At 66.1% G+C, this 16,019-nt stretch carries 12 protein-coding genes and 1 pseudogene; 5 read left to right on the top strand and 8 right to left on the bottom strand.

Annotation, left to right across the window (positions count from 1 at the left end):
• Positions 1 to 44: 44 nt before the first annotated feature.
• The 3 genes from ACNAW0_RS11085 to ACNAW0_RS11075 are packed head-to-tail and all read right to left on the bottom strand — an operon-like array spanning position 45 to position 1,734.
• Positions 45 to 308: a hypothetical protein gene (locus ACNAW0_RS11085; RefSeq protein ID WP_416287679.1), complete on the bottom strand. Its 264-nt coding sequence runs from the start codon at positions 306 to 308 to the stop codon at positions 45 to 47.
• Positions 305 to 1,504, bottom strand: coding sequence for an FAD-binding oxidoreductase (locus ACNAW0_RS11080; protein ID WP_416287678.1), 1,200 nt, complete (start codon positions 1,502 to 1,504; stop codon positions 305 to 307). Before ACNAW0_RS11080 ends, ACNAW0_RS11085 begins: the two co-directional genes overlap by 4 nt.
• Positions 1,501 to 1,734 carry a hypothetical protein gene (locus ACNAW0_RS11075; protein ID WP_416287676.1) on the bottom strand — a complete coding sequence of 78 codons (234 nt, stop codon included), beginning with the start codon at positions 1,732 to 1,734 and terminating at the stop codon, positions 1,501 to 1,503. Before ACNAW0_RS11075 ends, ACNAW0_RS11080 begins: the two co-directional genes overlap by 4 nt.
• 250 nt (positions 1,735 to 1,984) lie before the next feature.
• On the opposite strand from ACNAW0_RS11075, the gene ACNAW0_RS11070 reads away from it, so the two are divergent.
• Positions 1,985 to 3,232, top strand: coding sequence for a helix-turn-helix transcriptional regulator (locus ACNAW0_RS11070; RefSeq protein ID WP_416287675.1), 1,248 nt, complete (start codon positions 1,985 to 1,987; stop codon positions 3,230 to 3,232).
• On the top strand, positions 3,229 to 3,723 hold the full coding sequence (locus ACNAW0_RS11065; RefSeq protein WP_416287674.1) for a flavoprotein: 495 nt from the start codon (positions 3,229 to 3,231) through the stop codon (positions 3,721 to 3,723). Before ACNAW0_RS11070 ends, ACNAW0_RS11065 begins: the two co-directional genes overlap by 4 nt.
• 70 nt (positions 3,724 to 3,793) lie before the next feature.
• Here the strand turns inward: ACNAW0_RS11065 and ACNAW0_RS11060 are convergent, their stop codons facing one another.
• Positions 3,794 to 6,199: a protein kinase domain-containing protein gene (locus ACNAW0_RS11060; protein WP_416287673.1), complete on the bottom strand. Its 2,406-nt coding sequence runs from the start codon at positions 6,197 to 6,199 to the stop codon at positions 3,794 to 3,796.
• A gap of 35 nt (positions 6,200 to 6,234) precedes the next feature.
• The gene (locus tag ACNAW0_RS11055) at positions 6,235 to 6,417 is read right to left on the bottom strand and encodes a hypothetical protein (RefSeq protein ID WP_416287672.1); all 183 of its coding nucleotides are present in this window, start codon (positions 6,415 to 6,417) and stop codon (positions 6,235 to 6,237) included.
• Between the two features lie 516 nt (positions 6,418 to 6,933).
• Between ACNAW0_RS11055 and ACNAW0_RS11050 the strand changes: the two genes are divergently transcribed.
• Complete coding sequence (locus ACNAW0_RS11050; RefSeq protein ID WP_416287671.1) at positions 6,934 to 10,005, top strand: DUF3427 domain-containing protein; 3,072 nt, start codon at positions 6,934 to 6,936, stop codon at positions 10,003 to 10,005.
• 171 nt (positions 10,006 to 10,176) lie between these two features.
• Here the strand turns inward: ACNAW0_RS11050 and ACNAW0_RS11045 are convergent, their stop codons facing one another.
• Positions 10,177 to 11,436: a DNA sulfur modification protein DndB gene (locus ACNAW0_RS11045; protein WP_416287670.1), complete on the bottom strand. Its 1,260-nt coding sequence runs from the start codon at positions 11,434 to 11,436 to the stop codon at positions 10,177 to 10,179.
• A gap of 204 nt (positions 11,437 to 11,640) precedes the next feature.
• A pseudogene (locus tag ACNAW0_RS11040) lies at positions 11,641 to 12,334 on the bottom strand (LuxR C-terminal-related transcriptional regulator).
• A 102-nt stretch (positions 12,335 to 12,436) separates the two neighbouring features.
• Between ACNAW0_RS11040 and ACNAW0_RS11035 the strand changes: the two are divergent.
• Positions 12,437 to 13,498 (top strand): S8 family peptidase, encoded by a 1,062-nt coding sequence (locus ACNAW0_RS11035; RefSeq protein ID WP_416287669.1) that lies wholly within the window; start codon positions 12,437 to 12,439, stop codon positions 13,496 to 13,498.
• Between the two features lie 100 nt (positions 13,499 to 13,598).
• Here the strand turns inward: ACNAW0_RS11035 and ACNAW0_RS11030 are convergent, their stop codons facing one another.
• Positions 13,599 to 14,933 carry a hypothetical protein gene (locus ACNAW0_RS11030; protein WP_416287668.1) on the bottom strand — a complete coding sequence of 445 codons (1,335 nt, stop codon included), beginning with the start codon at positions 14,931 to 14,933 and terminating at the stop codon, positions 13,599 to 13,601.
• Positions 14,934 to 15,222: 289 nt separating this feature from the next.
• Here ACNAW0_RS11030 and ACNAW0_RS11025 point away from each other — a divergent pair, with 289 nt between their 5' ends.
• Complete coding sequence (locus tag ACNAW0_RS11025; protein WP_416287667.1) at positions 15,223 to 15,987, top strand: DivIVA domain-containing protein; 765 nt, start codon at positions 15,223 to 15,225, stop codon at positions 15,985 to 15,987.
• The last annotated feature ends 32 nt before the right edge of the window (positions 15,988 to 16,019 follow it).

Genomic DNA, 16,019 nt, shown 5'->3' with positions numbered 1-16,019 from the left:
GTGCACTGTAGACAGCCGACGCAGACCGAACCTCCCACGAACGGCTACGGCCCGCGGCCGAACCGCCGCGCCGCCTCGGCCGACTGCCAGCTCCGCAGGGCGTCCTTGATCCGCCGGTTCTCGGCGCGTACCTCACCGAGCTGGCGGGACCGCTCCCCCAGCTCGAAGGCCAGCCGGTGCAGCAGCGCGTCGACCTCGTCGATCTGGTAGCCACGCCGACCACGCCCACTCAGCGGGAGCGGCATGGCGGTGATCCGGTCCGGGGTGAGGGGACCGCGCAGGGCGTTGCGGCTGCGGTACACGGTCATCGCCACGCGATCCGTTCCGGCAGGTGGATCCGCTCGGCGGGCACCCCGGCGGCGAGCAGCCGCAGCCGCGACCCGGCCAGCATCGCCGGCGGCCCGCACACGTACACCGCCTGGTCGGGGTGCAGATGGTCGAGGGCGACGGTGAGCGCGTCGCCCTGCTCCCCCGGCTCGGCAAGCTGGTCGTGGGAGAACGCCGGCACGATCGTCAGCCAGTCGTGGCGCAGCTTGTCGAGGGTGACTGCGTCGTAAAGGCTCTCCACCGAGCGAGCCCCGACGATCAGGGTCACCCGCCGGCCGTCCGGGGCGGCGGCGACCTGCTCGACCAAGGCGCGCAGCGGCGCCAGCCCGGTGCCGCCGGCCACCAGCAGCAGGTCACCGTCGACCAGGCTCAGCCCAGTGTCGACGGGCGGGCCGAAGTGGAGTAGCTCTCCGGGGCGTACCTCGTGGACCAGGCTGGTGGAGACGGCGCCGCCGGGGACCGCGCGGACGTGCAGCTCGACGGTGCCGTCCGGGCGTGGCGCGTTCGCCGGGCAGAGCCAGCGCCACCGGCCGGGCCGGCGCGGCGTGCACACCGGCATCGCCTGGCCAGACTGGTACGGCAGCCGCCGCCACGGCCGTACCGTCAGGATCGCGACGCCGTCGGCGGCCCGGTCGTGGTCGAGTACCTCGGCCGGCCACCAGGCCGGGCCGTCGCCCATCCGCGCGGCGGCCCACTCGACCTTCTGCCAGGGCACCCTGGTCTGTAGCGCGTCGTCGATGACGGCGGTGTGCGCCGGGTGCAGGCCGTAGCGACGGTACGCGCGGCCGAGCACCGCCAGCAGCGCCCACCTGTTGGGGCGGTCGTCTTTGATCGTGAGCTGGTGCAGGGCGGCTTGGAGCAGCGGAGCCTCCAGCTCCGGGAGCAGGCCCGGGCAGCGGTCCTCCACCGCCTCCCAGAAGTTGGCGGCGCCCGGTTCCGTGGGTGGTTTCAGGACCCCCATCAGGTAGTCGGCCGCGCGCCGATGCTGCGCCTCCGACCAGCCCATGGGCGGGATCTCGGGCTCGGCCGCACCGCCGGTCACGCTGGTCAGCGACCGCGCCAGGTGCGCCTTCAGCCGCTCCCAGTCCACCCCGATCAGGTACGGGGACAGCTCCACGTCCGCCGCCACCAGACTCAGCCAGCGGGCGACCACCTCGCGTGCCTCCGGCTCGGTCATCGTGCCGCTTCCTTCATCGCATCGGCCTGCTGCTCGGTGAGGCCGGCGGCTTCGCGGGTGGCATGGCCCCAGCGGGCCAGGCGGCACGGGTATGGGACACGCTCGCTGCGGCAGAGCAGGCCGTGCGGCCAGGGCTCGGGGATGTGGACGCGGACCGCCAGCGCGGCGAGGCCCAGGTCCTCGTCGGTGACCGGGGTGAGAACGGGAAAGTCGGCGAGTACGGCGGACATCGGTGGTCGCCTCCAGCGTCGTGGTACGTGGAGCGGCACCGGGGCGGGCGGGGACGGCGGATCCGCGATCGGGGGACGCGTGCCGCCGGAGCCCAGCACCCGCCCCGGGCCATGCGTCCAGCCTCGGCGAGGAGCTGACCAGGAACTACAGCGCCGAAGGGGCCTGTGTGACGCAGAAATGAGGCGTCTGCGTACCCGCGCGATCAACGGGCTGTTACTACAGTGTGGACAGGACGGAGGGAGATCGGGCGTGGCACTGAAGCGACACCGGCTCTGTCAACGGCGCAAGGCCCTCGGCTACAGCCAGGAGCGCCTGGCCGACATCCTCGGTGTGGAGCGCTCGACCGTGGTGCGCTGGGAGAACGCCGAGACTGATCCGCAGCCGTGGCACCGAACCCGGATCGCATCCGCGCTAGGAGTTACGCTCGAACAGCTCGACGACATGCTCGTCGACGTGTCGGTGGCAGCGCATCGAGGGCAGGCCATGGGAGATAACATTCGGGATCCCGCTTCTGCTGCTGCCCGGCCCGAGCTGCTGAGCGGACTCCGGACGTTCCTCACCAGCTACCTGGCGGCCCCGGCTCGGCCGGGTCAGTCGCTTGTCGAGGTGCGACGCTCTGTGGGCCGGGTGCACAGCCTCTACCAGCGGGCGAGCTACACGTCGGCAGCCCGCCTGTTGCCGGATGTGCTCGGCCAGGCGACGGAGCTGTCCAGCCGGTCGACCGGGCTTCGTTGCGGGAGCGCCTTTCGGCTGCTCGCTGCGGCGTACATCGCGGCGTCCAAGCTTGCTGCCAAGGTCGGTGATGGCGACACCGCCCTGCTGACCGCTGACCGGGCATCCACCGCCGCCAGGCTCGCTGATGACCAAGCCTTGGCGGCCGTCGCGGCGTACCAGGCGGCCTGCGGTCTCATGCGGCTGCCCGGAAGAGCGGCCGAAGCCGAGCAGGTCGCGCGGAGCAGCATCGAGCGCTTGTCTTCTACTGGGCCCACGGGCGATCCTGACCTGCTTTCCGCTCACGGCGCTCTGCTGCTCCTTGCCGCAGTGATGACGGCCGGGCAAGGCAACCCGAAGGAGGCAGCCCAGTTCCTTGCGCAGGCCGAAGGGTTGACGTCGACGCTGGGCAGTGACCGCAACCGGCTGTGGACTGGCTTCGGTCCGACGAATGTTGTCATTCATGCTGTTTCCGCCTCGGTTCGAGCGGGCAACGCGGACCAAGCCCTGGAGATCGGAACGGGCCTCGACACCTCGCGGCTGCCGGCGGTGCTGGTTGGTCGAAGGGCACAGGTACATGTCGACCTCGCGGCGGCGGCCTTGATGTCCGCCGGTGACAGGTCTGTGTCCGTGCTACACCTGCTCGAAGCCGAGCGAGTAGCCGCCGAAGTGGTCCACGCCAACGTCCAGGCCCGCATGCTCCTGCTCGACCTGTTGGCAAAGGAGCGACGAGCGGCGACGCCGGGGCTGCGGCCACTGGCGGAGCGGGCCGGGCTGCTGGCATGAGCAAGCGAGGCGTGCTGGCTCTGGTCGTCTGCGCAGCACCTCCGGTGCTGCGGATCGGCGAGCTAATCGAGCTGCTCCAGGAGGACGGCTGGACCGTCTGCGTCACCGCTACGCCCACCGCTGCGACCTGGATCGACCGGGAGGCGCTGGCACGGCAGACGGGCTATCCGGTCCGGGTCGACTGGCGAATGCCTGGCGATCCGGAGCCGCATCCCCCAACGACCGCACTTGCCGTCGTCCCTGCCACGTTCAACATCATCAACAAGTGGGCTCAGGGAATCAATGACACCCTCGCGCTCGGCATCCTCAACGAGGCGCTTGGCGGTGCCATCGCGGTTCAAGCATTCCCGAACGTCAAGGCGCAGCTTGCCGCCCACCCAAGCTACGACCGCCACCTTCAGATGCTAAGGGACGCGGGTGTCATCGCGACACCGCTGGGCACCGAGTTGGAATGGCAGGCTGTCAGGGATCGAATCCGACCTTCCGCGTAGGCACTTCTGACATTTCCGATAAGCAAAGGCCCGATCGCCGCCTTCAACCAGGATATCAACGACGGCTGCCCTACGAGCTGAGTTTTGGCATACTAAGTAGAGCATCAGAGGCGGTTGGCCGATCCGAATCTGCAACTAGCATCCTCAGCCAGCCGCCCACCGCATCTCCATGCCGATTGGCACCCAGGGCCAGAAGGTCCTTCAGGTTATCTCCATCGAATCGAGCGCCCGCTCCGAGCTGAGCCAGGGTGACGCCCAGTTGGAAGATGTCTACGTCTGGAGTCCAGGAAATGCCATTGAAGTCGGGCGGAAGATAGCCTGGCGTAGAGGACATTGTTTCAACCGGATCCGCCGCCCTCACTGAGATGTTGAAGTCAATTAGGACCGGGCCGCGATCGGCAACAATTATATTTTCCGGCTTAATATCCCGATGAACAATACCATAACGCAGGCGCTCCCAATCTTCAAAGTCACCCGGCGTTAGTTCAGGCTTGTCCACAAACGCTGCCGCACCAGACGCGGACGGATGCATGTATGCGAGCGCATCCAGCAGACTAGCGGTGATGGACAGAAGCGATGCCGTGTTGGGGGCCAGCGTAATATTACACATATCGGCAAGCGTGCTGCCTTCAAGATACTCCATCACAATACAAGGAATACCGCCGGGAGCCTGCGTGGCTTCGATGAATTTGACGATGCCCGGATGATTAAGTGCTTGAAGGTATTCAACCTCGCGTTCCAGAGCACTCAGGCGGGCAGAGCGGAATGCCTTCACTGCAACTTTCCCACCTTTATCGTCCTGGGCAACCAAAACGTCAGCAAACCCACCCGACCTTATTCGAGCGACGATGGCGCGGCCGCCAACGTAGTCCCCAACTTGCAGGACGGGAGCGCCCGGCCCTTCCTTTGGCCTGTCCTGTCGCGCCTGAAGGTAGGACTGCAGCAAGCCGATCGACAATGCCTCACTCCGGTCACCATTAGGCAACAAGCCATATCCAATGAGATGCGACATTTCATCGACGTACTCGGACGCCAGCATTCGAAAGTTGTACACCTGCCCCTCGGCCAGCATCCTAAGCATGACGAACTCGTCCGGATACTGGTCCTCGAGAGAAGCCGTCACCTGAGCGAGAACTGCACTATGCGCCGAGACCATAGATCTCGCTGCAAGCACGGCATGATCACGCCGAACTTCTGCGGCTTCATGGCGAGGTAACAAGCTTACGTGAACAAGGCTTCCTAGCGTTCTTAGCAGGGCAGGGTGTCCACCTGTTTGCTCCAGCGCATAGGCAAGCGCGTCATTGGTCCAACGCAGACCAATCGGGGATCCGAGATTTACTAAAAGCTCCTTACCGTCTCGCGGGTCAAGGGGGCCCAGGTAACGGATCGAGAGATAGCGATACAACGGATTATCTAGGCCCGCTATCGTCGCAGATTCCGCACATTCAGGGCTGGTTCCTGAAATAAGGTACTTCAGCCTCCCCGGAAACTGCTGATCCAACCCACGGAGAACCCGCCATAGACGAACAAAGGAGCCCTTGTCGGGAAGTTCGAATAGCCTCTCAATTTCGTCAACTGCAATCACGATTCTACGACTAGTGGAATGAATTATCGCAGTCAGGTCATGCGCAAAGGATTCCCAGACGGAAAGCCCGGATACTATTGCGTCAGTAGCCGTTGAATATTGGCCGAACAGCTTCAATCCTTTGGTGCTTCGCGCTACACGACCCGACGCAAAAATGGCCTCACCAAGCGCCCACAAGGTGTACTCAGGGCGCGGATCGATGGACGTTGTCCATTGCAAATCAACCTTAGCAACTATGCATCTTCCACTTTGAGTAACGGATTCCGTGATCCTGTTCGTAAGACTGGTCTTTCCGATCTTTCTCAGTCCGAAAACTCCGACCTGAGATCGCCCAGTAATGAGCTCATCCGCAATATCATCGATAGTGTCTCGCCTGCCAAAGAAGTCCGCAGCCTTAGTGGCAGCCGAGGGCAGGTCATACAGATCTCGCACATACAGGCGATCCAGAAGTATCCGCTGCAGAGCCGGCTCCTGCTCGCCGGTCCGCTTCGCGCTCAACTCATCAAAGGAACAATGAACGATTGTGGTATCAAGGGAGGACTCTGCTTCGATTCGGCTTCGCGTGTGTGGATCGTATCGCGAAACAAGGATTGCAAAGCTTCGACTCAGCCGCATCCCCATTCGGTCTAGGACGAGCTTGATATCGTCAATATCGCGAGCTTGGAACCTGGGGTAGGTGGAACACCAGAGAAGAACCTCCCGATCCAGCCTGAAGAGCTCGGACAGCCTCCGATTTGGCTTGAGGATCAGTCCCCACTTCTGCGGATGCTTCAAGTCTTCCTGAATGTTCTCGATTGAGAAACCTGCAGCCCTGACCGCGTCGATAACACGACCCCGGTCACGCGGATCGTTCAGGCGAAAAGTTCTAAGAAGGTAGTCGGAGATCGGCATTTCCACTCCTGAAGGAATGCGAGAATTCAACGCAATCAGAGCTGGAGGGTGAGATGATACTTGCGAATCGCCCGATCTGGCTGCTCTCCGTACTCATCCATCGCATGATGGCGCTTGGCCGAGCGCACTCGCGGCAGAGCAGCCACCAGCAAACAAGCTTCAAGCGATAGATGCCGGACGGCCGGCATCTCGGCCATCTGCCGGTTGACCCACGCCATGATCAGCAACTTTCACGGTGATCAACTCCATGGCGATGCGCATCGCTTGGGCCCATTTGCCGGCCCCGCCGGCGATTGGAGGACCACATGCCGGTGGTAGCCGGAACGCAAATCGGCGCGCACAGCCGTTATCACCAGTTTCCAGTTCGACTGTGGGCGGTACGCTCAGCCCAAAGAGCATGGCCCCTCACCTCCCCACAATGCGTGCCGGGGACATTACCGTCAGCACTCCTACCCGCGGGACCCCCTACGTTCACCCGTTCAGCCGGTCCCGCCTGGTCTCTCTGCGCCGTCAATAGCCTTCGGAGTCCATGTTGGTCGGGGCAACCAAACGCCAAGGCTGCGAAAACTTGCTGCTCAGGCCATCCAGCGAAGCTGCGCCTCGTCGGAGCTCACCTGTGTGGAAGATTGAGCGATCAACTGCCGTTGAGGCCGCTTGTCGTGGACCCGACAGTTGGACACTTAGCTCCATGGCGGGGACGGTCCTCTCATCCCTTACTCGGCTAGGGTGCCGGGGTGACGGACCTTGAGCCCGGAATCTACGAGCAACTGATCACCCACCAACTCGCGGAACAGCTTCAGCACGTTGATCCCGCCCTGGTCCAGCGGGGCACGCTCAACCCCGCTGACGCGCACGACGTCCTCGCCCGGCAGATTGCAGCCCTGGCTCGGCGGGCGCTGCTCGCCGTCGGTGGCGAAGACAAGCTCGTCCGCCAAGTCGAGCTGGCCAACCGCATCACCGAGGGCATAGCTGCCCTCGAGCCTCATGCAGTCGGCGGTGACGACCAAGTCGTCGATGCCGCACGTCTGCTGCACGCCATCGCAGCCCCACCGGTGCCTCCGACCACACCTGCCTTCCCACAGCGTCCCACCACGCCGCTCTCCACCGGCGCGCTCTTGGTCAACGGCCGCCACCAACCTCGTATCGGCCACGAGGTCACCTATGAAATGGCCTCGGCAGACTCCGTCGACCTGCTATGCGCGTTCATCAAGTGGCACGGTCTGCGTCTGATCGAGCCCGCCATCGGGGAGCTGATCGACCGCGGTGGCCGCCTCCGGGTCATCACCACCACGTATATGGGCGCGACCGACCAGCGAGCCCTGGACAGACTCGCTGAGCTGGGGGCCGACATCAAGGTCTCCTACGAGACCAGGACCACCCGCCTGCACGCCAAGGCGTGGCTGTTCCGCCGCGACAACGGCATGACCACCGCCTACGTCGGCTCGTCCAACCTGTCGAAGGCGGCGCTGGTCGACGGGGTGGAGTGGAACGTACGGATCTCGAACGTCGAGCAGCCGCACGTCATCGACACGTTCACCGCCACCTTCGAGGACTACTGGAACGACCCAGCGTTCGAGGCGTACGATCCGGCGAAGGATGGCGAGCGGCTGGGATACGCACTGCGGGGCGAGCGCGCCGCCGAGGCGCCGACCGAGATCGCGAACCTGGACGTGCGCCCGTACCCGTATCAGGCGGAGATCCTGGCCGACCTGGATGCGGAGCGGCAGGTGCATGGCCGCTGGCGCAACCTCGTCGTCATGGCCACGGGCACCGGCAAGACCGTGGTCGCCGCGTTGGACTACCGCCGGCTGCACAAGGCCGGGGACGTCGACTCGCTGCTCTTCATTGCGCACCAGGAACAGATTCTGAAGCAGAGCCGGTCGACATTCCGGCAGGTGATGGGGGACGGCAGCTTCGGCGAGAGGCTGGTCGCCGGGGAGAAGCCGCAGCACTGGCGACACGTGTTCGCCTCGATCCAGTCGCTGCACCGGCGGGAAATCGACCCCGAGCAGTTCGACATGGTGATCGTGGATGAGTTCCACCACGCCGAGGCGAAGACGTACGCCCAGTTGTTGGAGCGGCTGCGGCCGCGCGTGCTCCTGGGGCTGACGGCGACTCCTGACCGTACCGACGGCCGTGACGTGCGGCGCTGGTTCGACGGGCATGCGGCCGTGGAGCTGCACCTACGGGAGGCGCTGGACCGGCAGTTGTTGGTGCCGTTCCATTACTTCGGGCTGCACGATGACGTGGACCTCTCGCAGGTCACGTGGAAACGGGGACAGGGCTACGACCGATCGGAGTTGGGGGGCCTCTACACCGGCAATCAGGCGCGGGCGCGGTTGGTGCTACAGGCCGCCCAGAGACTCGTTGACGTGGGGCGGATGCGGGCGCTGGGATTCTGCGTCAGCATCGGGCACGCCGAGTTCATGGCGGAGTGGTTCACTCGGCACGGCGTGCCGTCGGCGGCGGTGACCTCGGAGGTCAATCGACCGGAGCAGCATGCCCTGATCCGGGACTTCAAGGCCGGCAAGCTGCGCGTGCTCTTCACCGTCGACCTTTTCAACGAGGGCGTCGACCTGCCGATGGTCGACACGATCTTCCTGCTGCGGCCCACGGAGAGCGCCACGATTTTCCTTCAGCAGCTCGGCCGTGGGCTGCGCCTGGACGACGACAAGCCCTGCCTGACCGTGCTCGACTTCATCGGCGCACAGCACGCCAACTTCCGGTTCGACCTCCGCTGGCGGGCACTGACCGGGGTCAGCCGCCGAGAGGTGCACGAAGCGGTCGAGCAAGACTTCCCGACCTTGCCGAGCGGGTGCCATATCGAGCTGGATCGGGTCGCCAAGGATGTCGTGCTCCGCAACCTGGAGCGGGCGATCCCATCCTTGAAGAACAGCATGGTGACCGAGCTGCGGCAGCTCGGAGACGTGCCCCTGGCCGAGTTCCTGCGGGACAGCGGCCTGGAGGTCGAGGACGTATACCGGTCGGCGACACTGGGCGGCTGGACCGGGTTGCGGCGGCTCGCCGGGATGGAGACGTCGACGCCGGGGGCGGACGACCGGGAGTTGGGCCGGGCGATCGGACGGATGCTGCACACCGACGACCTCGATCGGCTGGCCCTGTGGGAGCAGGTGGCGGCGGACGGGCCGGTGCCCGATGGGCGGCTGCTGGACATGCTGCATTTCGGTCTATGGGGGCCGAACGTGCCGCTGTCGCAGCGGGACGAGCGGCTGGCGCGGCTCTGGGCCGAGCCGGCCCGGTGCGTTGAGCTGCGCCAGCTCGCCGACGTGCTGCGGGAGCGGATCCACCGGGTCACTGAGCCCGTCGGGCTGGGCCAGGTGCCGCTGCGGGTGCACGCCCGGTACACCCGCAACGAGGCGTGCGCTGCCTTTGGTATGCCGAACCCGGGGTCGCTGCGGGAGGGCGTGAAGTGGCTGCCGAACGAGCAGGCCGACCTCTTCTTCGTCACCCTGGTCAAGTCCGAGCAGCACTACTCCCCCACCACCATGTACGCCGACCGGGCCATCACCGAGACGCTGTTCCAGTGGGAGTCACAGAGCACCACGGCGTCGGCCTCGGCAACGGGGCAGCGCTACATCAACCACGAGAAGCTGGGGTCGACGGTGCACCTGTTCGTCCGGGACACCAAGGTCGCCGACCGCGACCTGGGCGTGCCGGCGTACCTCTACGCCGGACCGATGACGTACCAGGGGCATACCGGCGATCGGCCGATGCGCATCATCTGGAAGCTCGCGCAGGCGCTCCCCGCTGACATGTACGCCGCCGCCCGGGCGATTGCCGCATGAGCAGATGACGGTCCGGGTCCGGGTCCCCGGCTCTGTTGACTTCGCCGCGTCGGTTGCCGGCTACGGGAGGAACGCCGAAGGACCTGCGGGAATCCGAAATCAGAACGCAGGCTCAGCCTCCCCAACACGAGGGGAGGCCGAGCCTATGGATGTCCACCGAAGCTGTGTGCGTCAGACTCCAGCGCCTACGAGAGGCTCCATGCCCGGCAGAGCACTATCGGCAACATCAGCGGGGGCGGACAGACCGATAGCCGCCATGACCCTCGCCGCCGCCAGACGCCCCGGCGCACGGGTAGTGCTGATCTTGTCGCCCGAGATGATCGTGCCCTGCCAGATCTCAGCATCACGTCGCCAGTCAACCTTGCTCGCAAGATCGAGGTAACGAGCGGTGCGCCAGGCAGGGTCCTGGTTCTTCTCGATCTCGTACGCGACGTGACCGATGATGACCAGGCCCGTGGCAGTCATGTTGATGTAGTGCTTGCGGTAGTCAATGACCTGGTTAGCGGGACCACCCGAGGTCGGCAACTCGGCAATAGCCCTCCACGGCGTCATGTGCTCAGTCAAGATCTCCATCATCGAGAGGGTCCGCTCGACGAAGGCATCTTGCCTCTCGATAGAGCCGATCACCTGATTGCTCCGCGCCGGGATGCTGGATTCGCTCAGCGCATAGTCTCGGAAAAGCAGCTCCTTGACCATGCCGCGGACCTGGTTGAGCAGGAAAATCGCCGGTGAGTTCTTGGACAGGCTCTTCGAAGTTTCGTCGATACGGCCCTCGAACAGCCTGGAGCCGTCAACGATCTTGGTGAGCACACGGTTCAGGGGCTCGCGGGTATTGAAGGCGGCTAGGAGGCTGGCTGGAATCTGCTTGGTCTGGGCCGCGTCGGCGAAGTCCTGGTGAATCCGGGGAAGCTCAGGCTCAACGACGATGACGACCGAGACACTGTCACTCATGAACGTCGAGTCCGGGTCCGTCAACGATTCGCTCGCCTTCATGATGGCGGCGAGCCGGTGCTGCCCGTCGGTCACAGAAAACTTGGTCTCGTCGCCGATAACCACAAACCCGACTGTCGTGGCGAAGTTGCCCCGTGGGATGTGAATGGCAGGTACCGAGCGGACGTTCAGGGTCACCGGCGGGAGGATGTAGTTGCGCTCGTTTTCGACAAGGTACTTGCTGATGGCCCGGACGTGAGCGGTATCCATCGGACGGTTGGTTGCCATGCGAGGGTTCCCGCCCTTGGCCGCAGGGTTAGCAACTACGTGCTTGACGAGGAAGCTGTGCGAGAAGGCGGTGGTGAGCATGAGACGACCGCCCTGCTGGAAGACGACACAGGTGAACGAACGGCCCCCCGAGGCCGAGGCGGCCTCGCTCGCGGCTTGCTGGGCGGCGGTCAGGGAATCGTGCTGGGTTAGACCCAACTCGGCGAAGAACATGGTTGGTCCGCTCCGTCCTCTATGGATGCCGGACGCAAACATAGCTTGACCAACGTACGACGCCAACAGATCCACGTAGTACGTTGGGAGAGACACGTACAAACGTCTGGCGCCGCGCAAGCGCAGATCGGAGCTGGAATGTCTAAAGAGGGCAATACACATTGCCGACTCGGAGATGGAAACTTGGCGCTGGACGAGCGCGTCTCAGCCGTTCAGGTACGCCAACACCGCCAACACGCGCCGGTTGTCGTCCTCTGACGGTGGCATCCCCAGCTTGCTGAAGATGTTGTTGATGTGCTTACTGACGGCCTTCTCGGTCACGAACAGCCGCCCCGCGATCGCCGCGTTCGACCGCCCCTCCGCCATCAACCCCAACACCTCCCGCTCCCGAGCGGTAAGTTCCGCCAACCGATTAGCGCCCGTGTTCCGCGCCAGCAGCTGCGACACCACCTCCGGGTCCATCACCATCCCGCCGCCGGCCACCCGCTGCACCGCGTCGATGAACTGGCCGACGTCGGACACCCGGTCCTTGAAGCAGATAGCCAACTCCCCCACCCCATTCGGCGAGCGGTTCCCGCGCGTACAGCTGCTCGCCGTGTTGGGACAGCACGAGGATCGGCAGCCCGGGCATCTGCTTCCGGGCCGCGAGCGCCGCCTGTAGGCCCTCGTCGGTGAAGGTGGGTGGCAGGCGTACGTCGAGGACGGCGACGTCGGGGCGGTGCCGGGTGAGCGCCGGCAGCACGGACGGCCCGTCGGCGACCGCCTCGACCACCTTGAACCCGTACGCGTCGAGGATGCGGGTCAGCCCGTCCCGGAGGAGGGCGAGATCCTCGGCGATGACAACTCGTAGGCCCGTCGCCCCGCCGAGACCTCCGCACGCTGCGCAAGCTTCCGACATGCTCGCCGAACTCAGCTCACCGCCAGTTCAGTCTTCCTGTTGCAGATCCGCGGCCAGTAGCGATGTCCAGGCAACTATCTCTCTCATCCTTTTGGAGGACTCATGCCAGTCATTCGGTCACTTACCGCGCTGGCCGCGGCGACCGTGGTCGCGGCGAGCGTTGGTGCGGCACCCGCCCGCGCCGCAGTCAACGACCCGATGTTCGGCAAGCAGTGGGGCCTGCAGCAGGTGCGGGCCGAGGCGGCCTGGGCCACCAGTACCGGCAAAGGGATCGTCATCGCGGTGGTCGACACCGGGGTGGACCTGAGCCACCCGGATCTGAAGTCCAAGCTGGTCAAGGGTGCCACGTTCGTCGACTGCGGCACCGCCTCCTGCGGAAACGGCGACTGGCGTGGGCCCAACGGCGTAGCCGACTCCTCCGACGAGCACGGCACGCACGTGTCCGGCATCGCGGCCGCTGCCACGGGCAACGGCGTGGGCATCGCGGGTATCGCGCCCGAGGCGAAGATCATGCCGGTCAAGGTCTTGGAGGCCGGCAGTGGCAGCTTCGAGGACATCGCCCTGGGCATCCGGTACGCGGCGGACCACGGGGCGAAGGTGATCAACCTCAGCCTCGGGGCAGTGCCCGGTGCACAGGCGTTGACGCTCACCGGACTGGCCTCCGACGCCACCGAGGCCATCGCGTACGCGAACGCCAAGGGTGTCGCGGTGATCGCCGCCGCCGGCAACGAGGCGGCCCCGCTGTGTGACACCCCGTCCTGGGAGCCGGGGGCGCTCTGCGTGGTTGCCACCGACCGTAACGAGCTCAAGGCCTGGTATTCGAACCTTGGCCTGAAGGCCGATCTCAAGGCGGTCGCGGCCCCCGGCGGCGCGGGCTTGGTCTCCTGCGACGACGACATCTGGTCGACGGTGCCGCAGGGCACCGGCTCGACCGCCTGCGGCCAGCGCGACTACGACGCGTACGCCGGCACGTCGATGGCCACGCCGCACGTGGCCGGGGTGGCCGCGCTGCTGTTCGCCCAGGGCCGGAGCCTCAACAACGTGTACTCGGTGCTGATGTCGACGGCCAGGACGCCGGGCAGCCTCGCCCGTGGCATCTACACCCCGGTGTACGGGTGGGGAATCGTCGACGCGCAGGCAGCCGTCGCCGCGGCCCGTGGCTAGCCGTCCGGGCTTGGGTCGGATTCGGTAGCAGCACGCCGGTTGTCGGCCGGGTCGATCCCCGGCCGGCAACCGGCGCTTACCACGGCTGACCGCCTGACTCTCAGCCGTTCAGGTACGCGAGCAGACCGCGTTGGCCGGCACACTCCTCGGGCAACCCGCCCACCAGGCCGACCAGACCGTCCTTGCACGTCAACACGTGGCCGATGCCGATCCAGAAGTCATCCATGCAGGGGAAATAGCTGCACACGTCGGCCGCCGGCTCGCGGATGAGCGTGCCACCACAGTAGGTGTAGCCGTACGGGTTCCGCGGCGCCCCGCAGCGGTCGATCTCCGTCGGTGAGACGGACGGAGAAGGGCTTGTCTGGGGCCCGCTGGACGTCTGCTGCGGCTCAGGTTTGCCGGACGCGGCCGAGCTGGGCGACGGCTGGACTGGGGCCGAACCACCACCGATCACCCCCGCCACCGCCGTCGATTTCCCCGCGTCGGCCTTGTTGGCGGGCGGCGCCGCGGCCCTCCCGCCCGGTCCGGTTGGCGCAGGCGCAGCGCTCGTGGCGGAGACTGCGCCGCCGGTCGAGTCGACCGTGCCGACCACGCCGATCGCTGGCGCCTTCCTGATGATGTCCGGAGCCGGTCTCCCGGGCCCGACGATGCCCACGGCCGTGACGAGCATCGCGACGGCCGCCGCCCCGACGGCGATCCGCCGGTCGTGTAGCAGCGCGATCAGCGGGGCCTCGTCCTCCTCGGCCGGGTCGGGCAGCGCCGGCCGCGCTCGCTCGTGGACGGTCACCTGCTCATCGAGGTACGCGGCCACGGCGTCGCGGTCTCCCCGGACGTCCGCGAACGCGAGGGTGAGATACAACCGGAAGTTCAGTGCCGATTCCGGCAGCACCCGCAGCCCGGCGAGCTTCCCGCCGCGGGTGGTGTGCAGCAGGGTGACCGGGGCCTGCGGGTGGTGCGCGGGTCCGATGAGGTCGGCGTACCACCATTGCCGCCGCCCACGCGGACCGGCGAAGACCAGGCGGCGGCTCGTGACGGCGGCCATGCCGGTGTCGGCGATCCCCAGGCCGCGTGGTAGCGCGGGGCCTGGCGCGTCGGCGGGGACCGGCGTGACGGCGAGCCCCGGCGCGGGCAGCCCGGTGCGGTGCCGGGCCTCGGCCTCGACCAGCTCCACTGCCGGGAGTACGCGGAAGAGGACCTCGTCGTCCTCGAGGTCGACCGGTAGGTCTGTGCTGGGTTGGTGGTAGCCGTAAAAGCAGGTGACCTCGGCGCGCAGCCGGATCAGCTCGTCGGCCCGCCGGCGCCAACTCTCGGCGTCCGCGTCATGTGCGCATCGCCGTCGCTCGTTCTCCCGCTCCGCCCATCGTGTCCGCCAGTTTGGACGCTTCGCGTCCCTGGTTGCCAGAGCTACGGTGGCGGCGAGTGACTCCGTCCTCACATCCGGCACAACCGTTCACGTTCCTCTTGAGAAACGCGGCGACCGGAAACCCGCCCCATTGCTGCCAGTCCATACAGAGTGTCCGGATGCGCCAGGCATCGCCGCCGTCCGGATCGACGGAATAGCAGCCCAACGACAGACCTTCGAGTTGACACTATTCGGTGGGGAGCCGATCTCGGTCCGGGTAAGCGGAGAGGAGCAGTGGCACAGCATCAGCGCAGGGCATGGCGCCCTTGCGGCCCTGATGCGATGATCTCCGCGACAACCCTCGAGAGAGCGGGGAAGGGCCATGGAGCTTCGCAGGAGCCGATCCCCCCTGATCGGTGGCACCGCTTTTCTGGCGTTCGGGGTCGTCATGCTGCTCTGCAGCCGGACCGACAGCGCTCTCCGGGCAGTCTTTTTTGGCTTCGGTGCCTTTGGGCTGCTGAGGGGCGGCGTGCTGGCCTTCAATGGCGTCCGGCCGTTTCGGTTCCACATCGGGGCCGAGGGGCTGACCGTACGACAGCCCGGACTCAACCGCCTCGTGCCGTGGGCCGAGATCGACGCGCTTATTCTCGACCAGCCGCTGCCGAGCCCTGCCGGCAACAAGGTGCCGTCCGCTGTGTTGCTGCTCGTGCCGGCCAGCGGCTCGACTCTCGATCGTCCGCTGACCCAGCGCAGCCCCGTGGACGACCGTCCCTGTTTCGTGCTGCTCGGGCTGAACGACGTCGGGGAGTCGCCGAACGAGGTGGCGGCGGCCCTGGCCCGCTACGGCGACAGTCGCTTCACGGATTTCCGGGAACTGACCCGGCAACGTTTCGACTCGCCGGATTTCACTATCGGGCTGCGAGGATATGACCCGGCCAGAGTGGATCGCCTCATCAGGCAGGGTCAGGAGGCGCTCGCCTCGGACGTGAAGGAGAAGCGCCTCGGCGCAAAGGCAGAGATTGAACAGGCTCGCAAGAGCCTGCCGGCCGCCATGCGCGGGTACAACACCGCGCAGGTCGACGCGTTCCTGGATGATCTGTCCGCCGCGCTGGCGCGGTGGGACGACGAGAAGCAGGACGCCGGATAGGTCCCGCTTCCCCCGTTCAGGCGTCGCCCGCT

Source organism: Micromonospora sp. SL1-18 (genome assembly GCF_047921505.1).
Lineage (GTDB): Bacteria > Actinomycetota > Actinomycetes > Mycobacteriales > Micromonosporaceae > Micromonospora.
The sequence above is the reverse complement of the archived record's forward strand: the minus strand, read 5'-3'. Positions and strand labels throughout refer to the sequence as shown.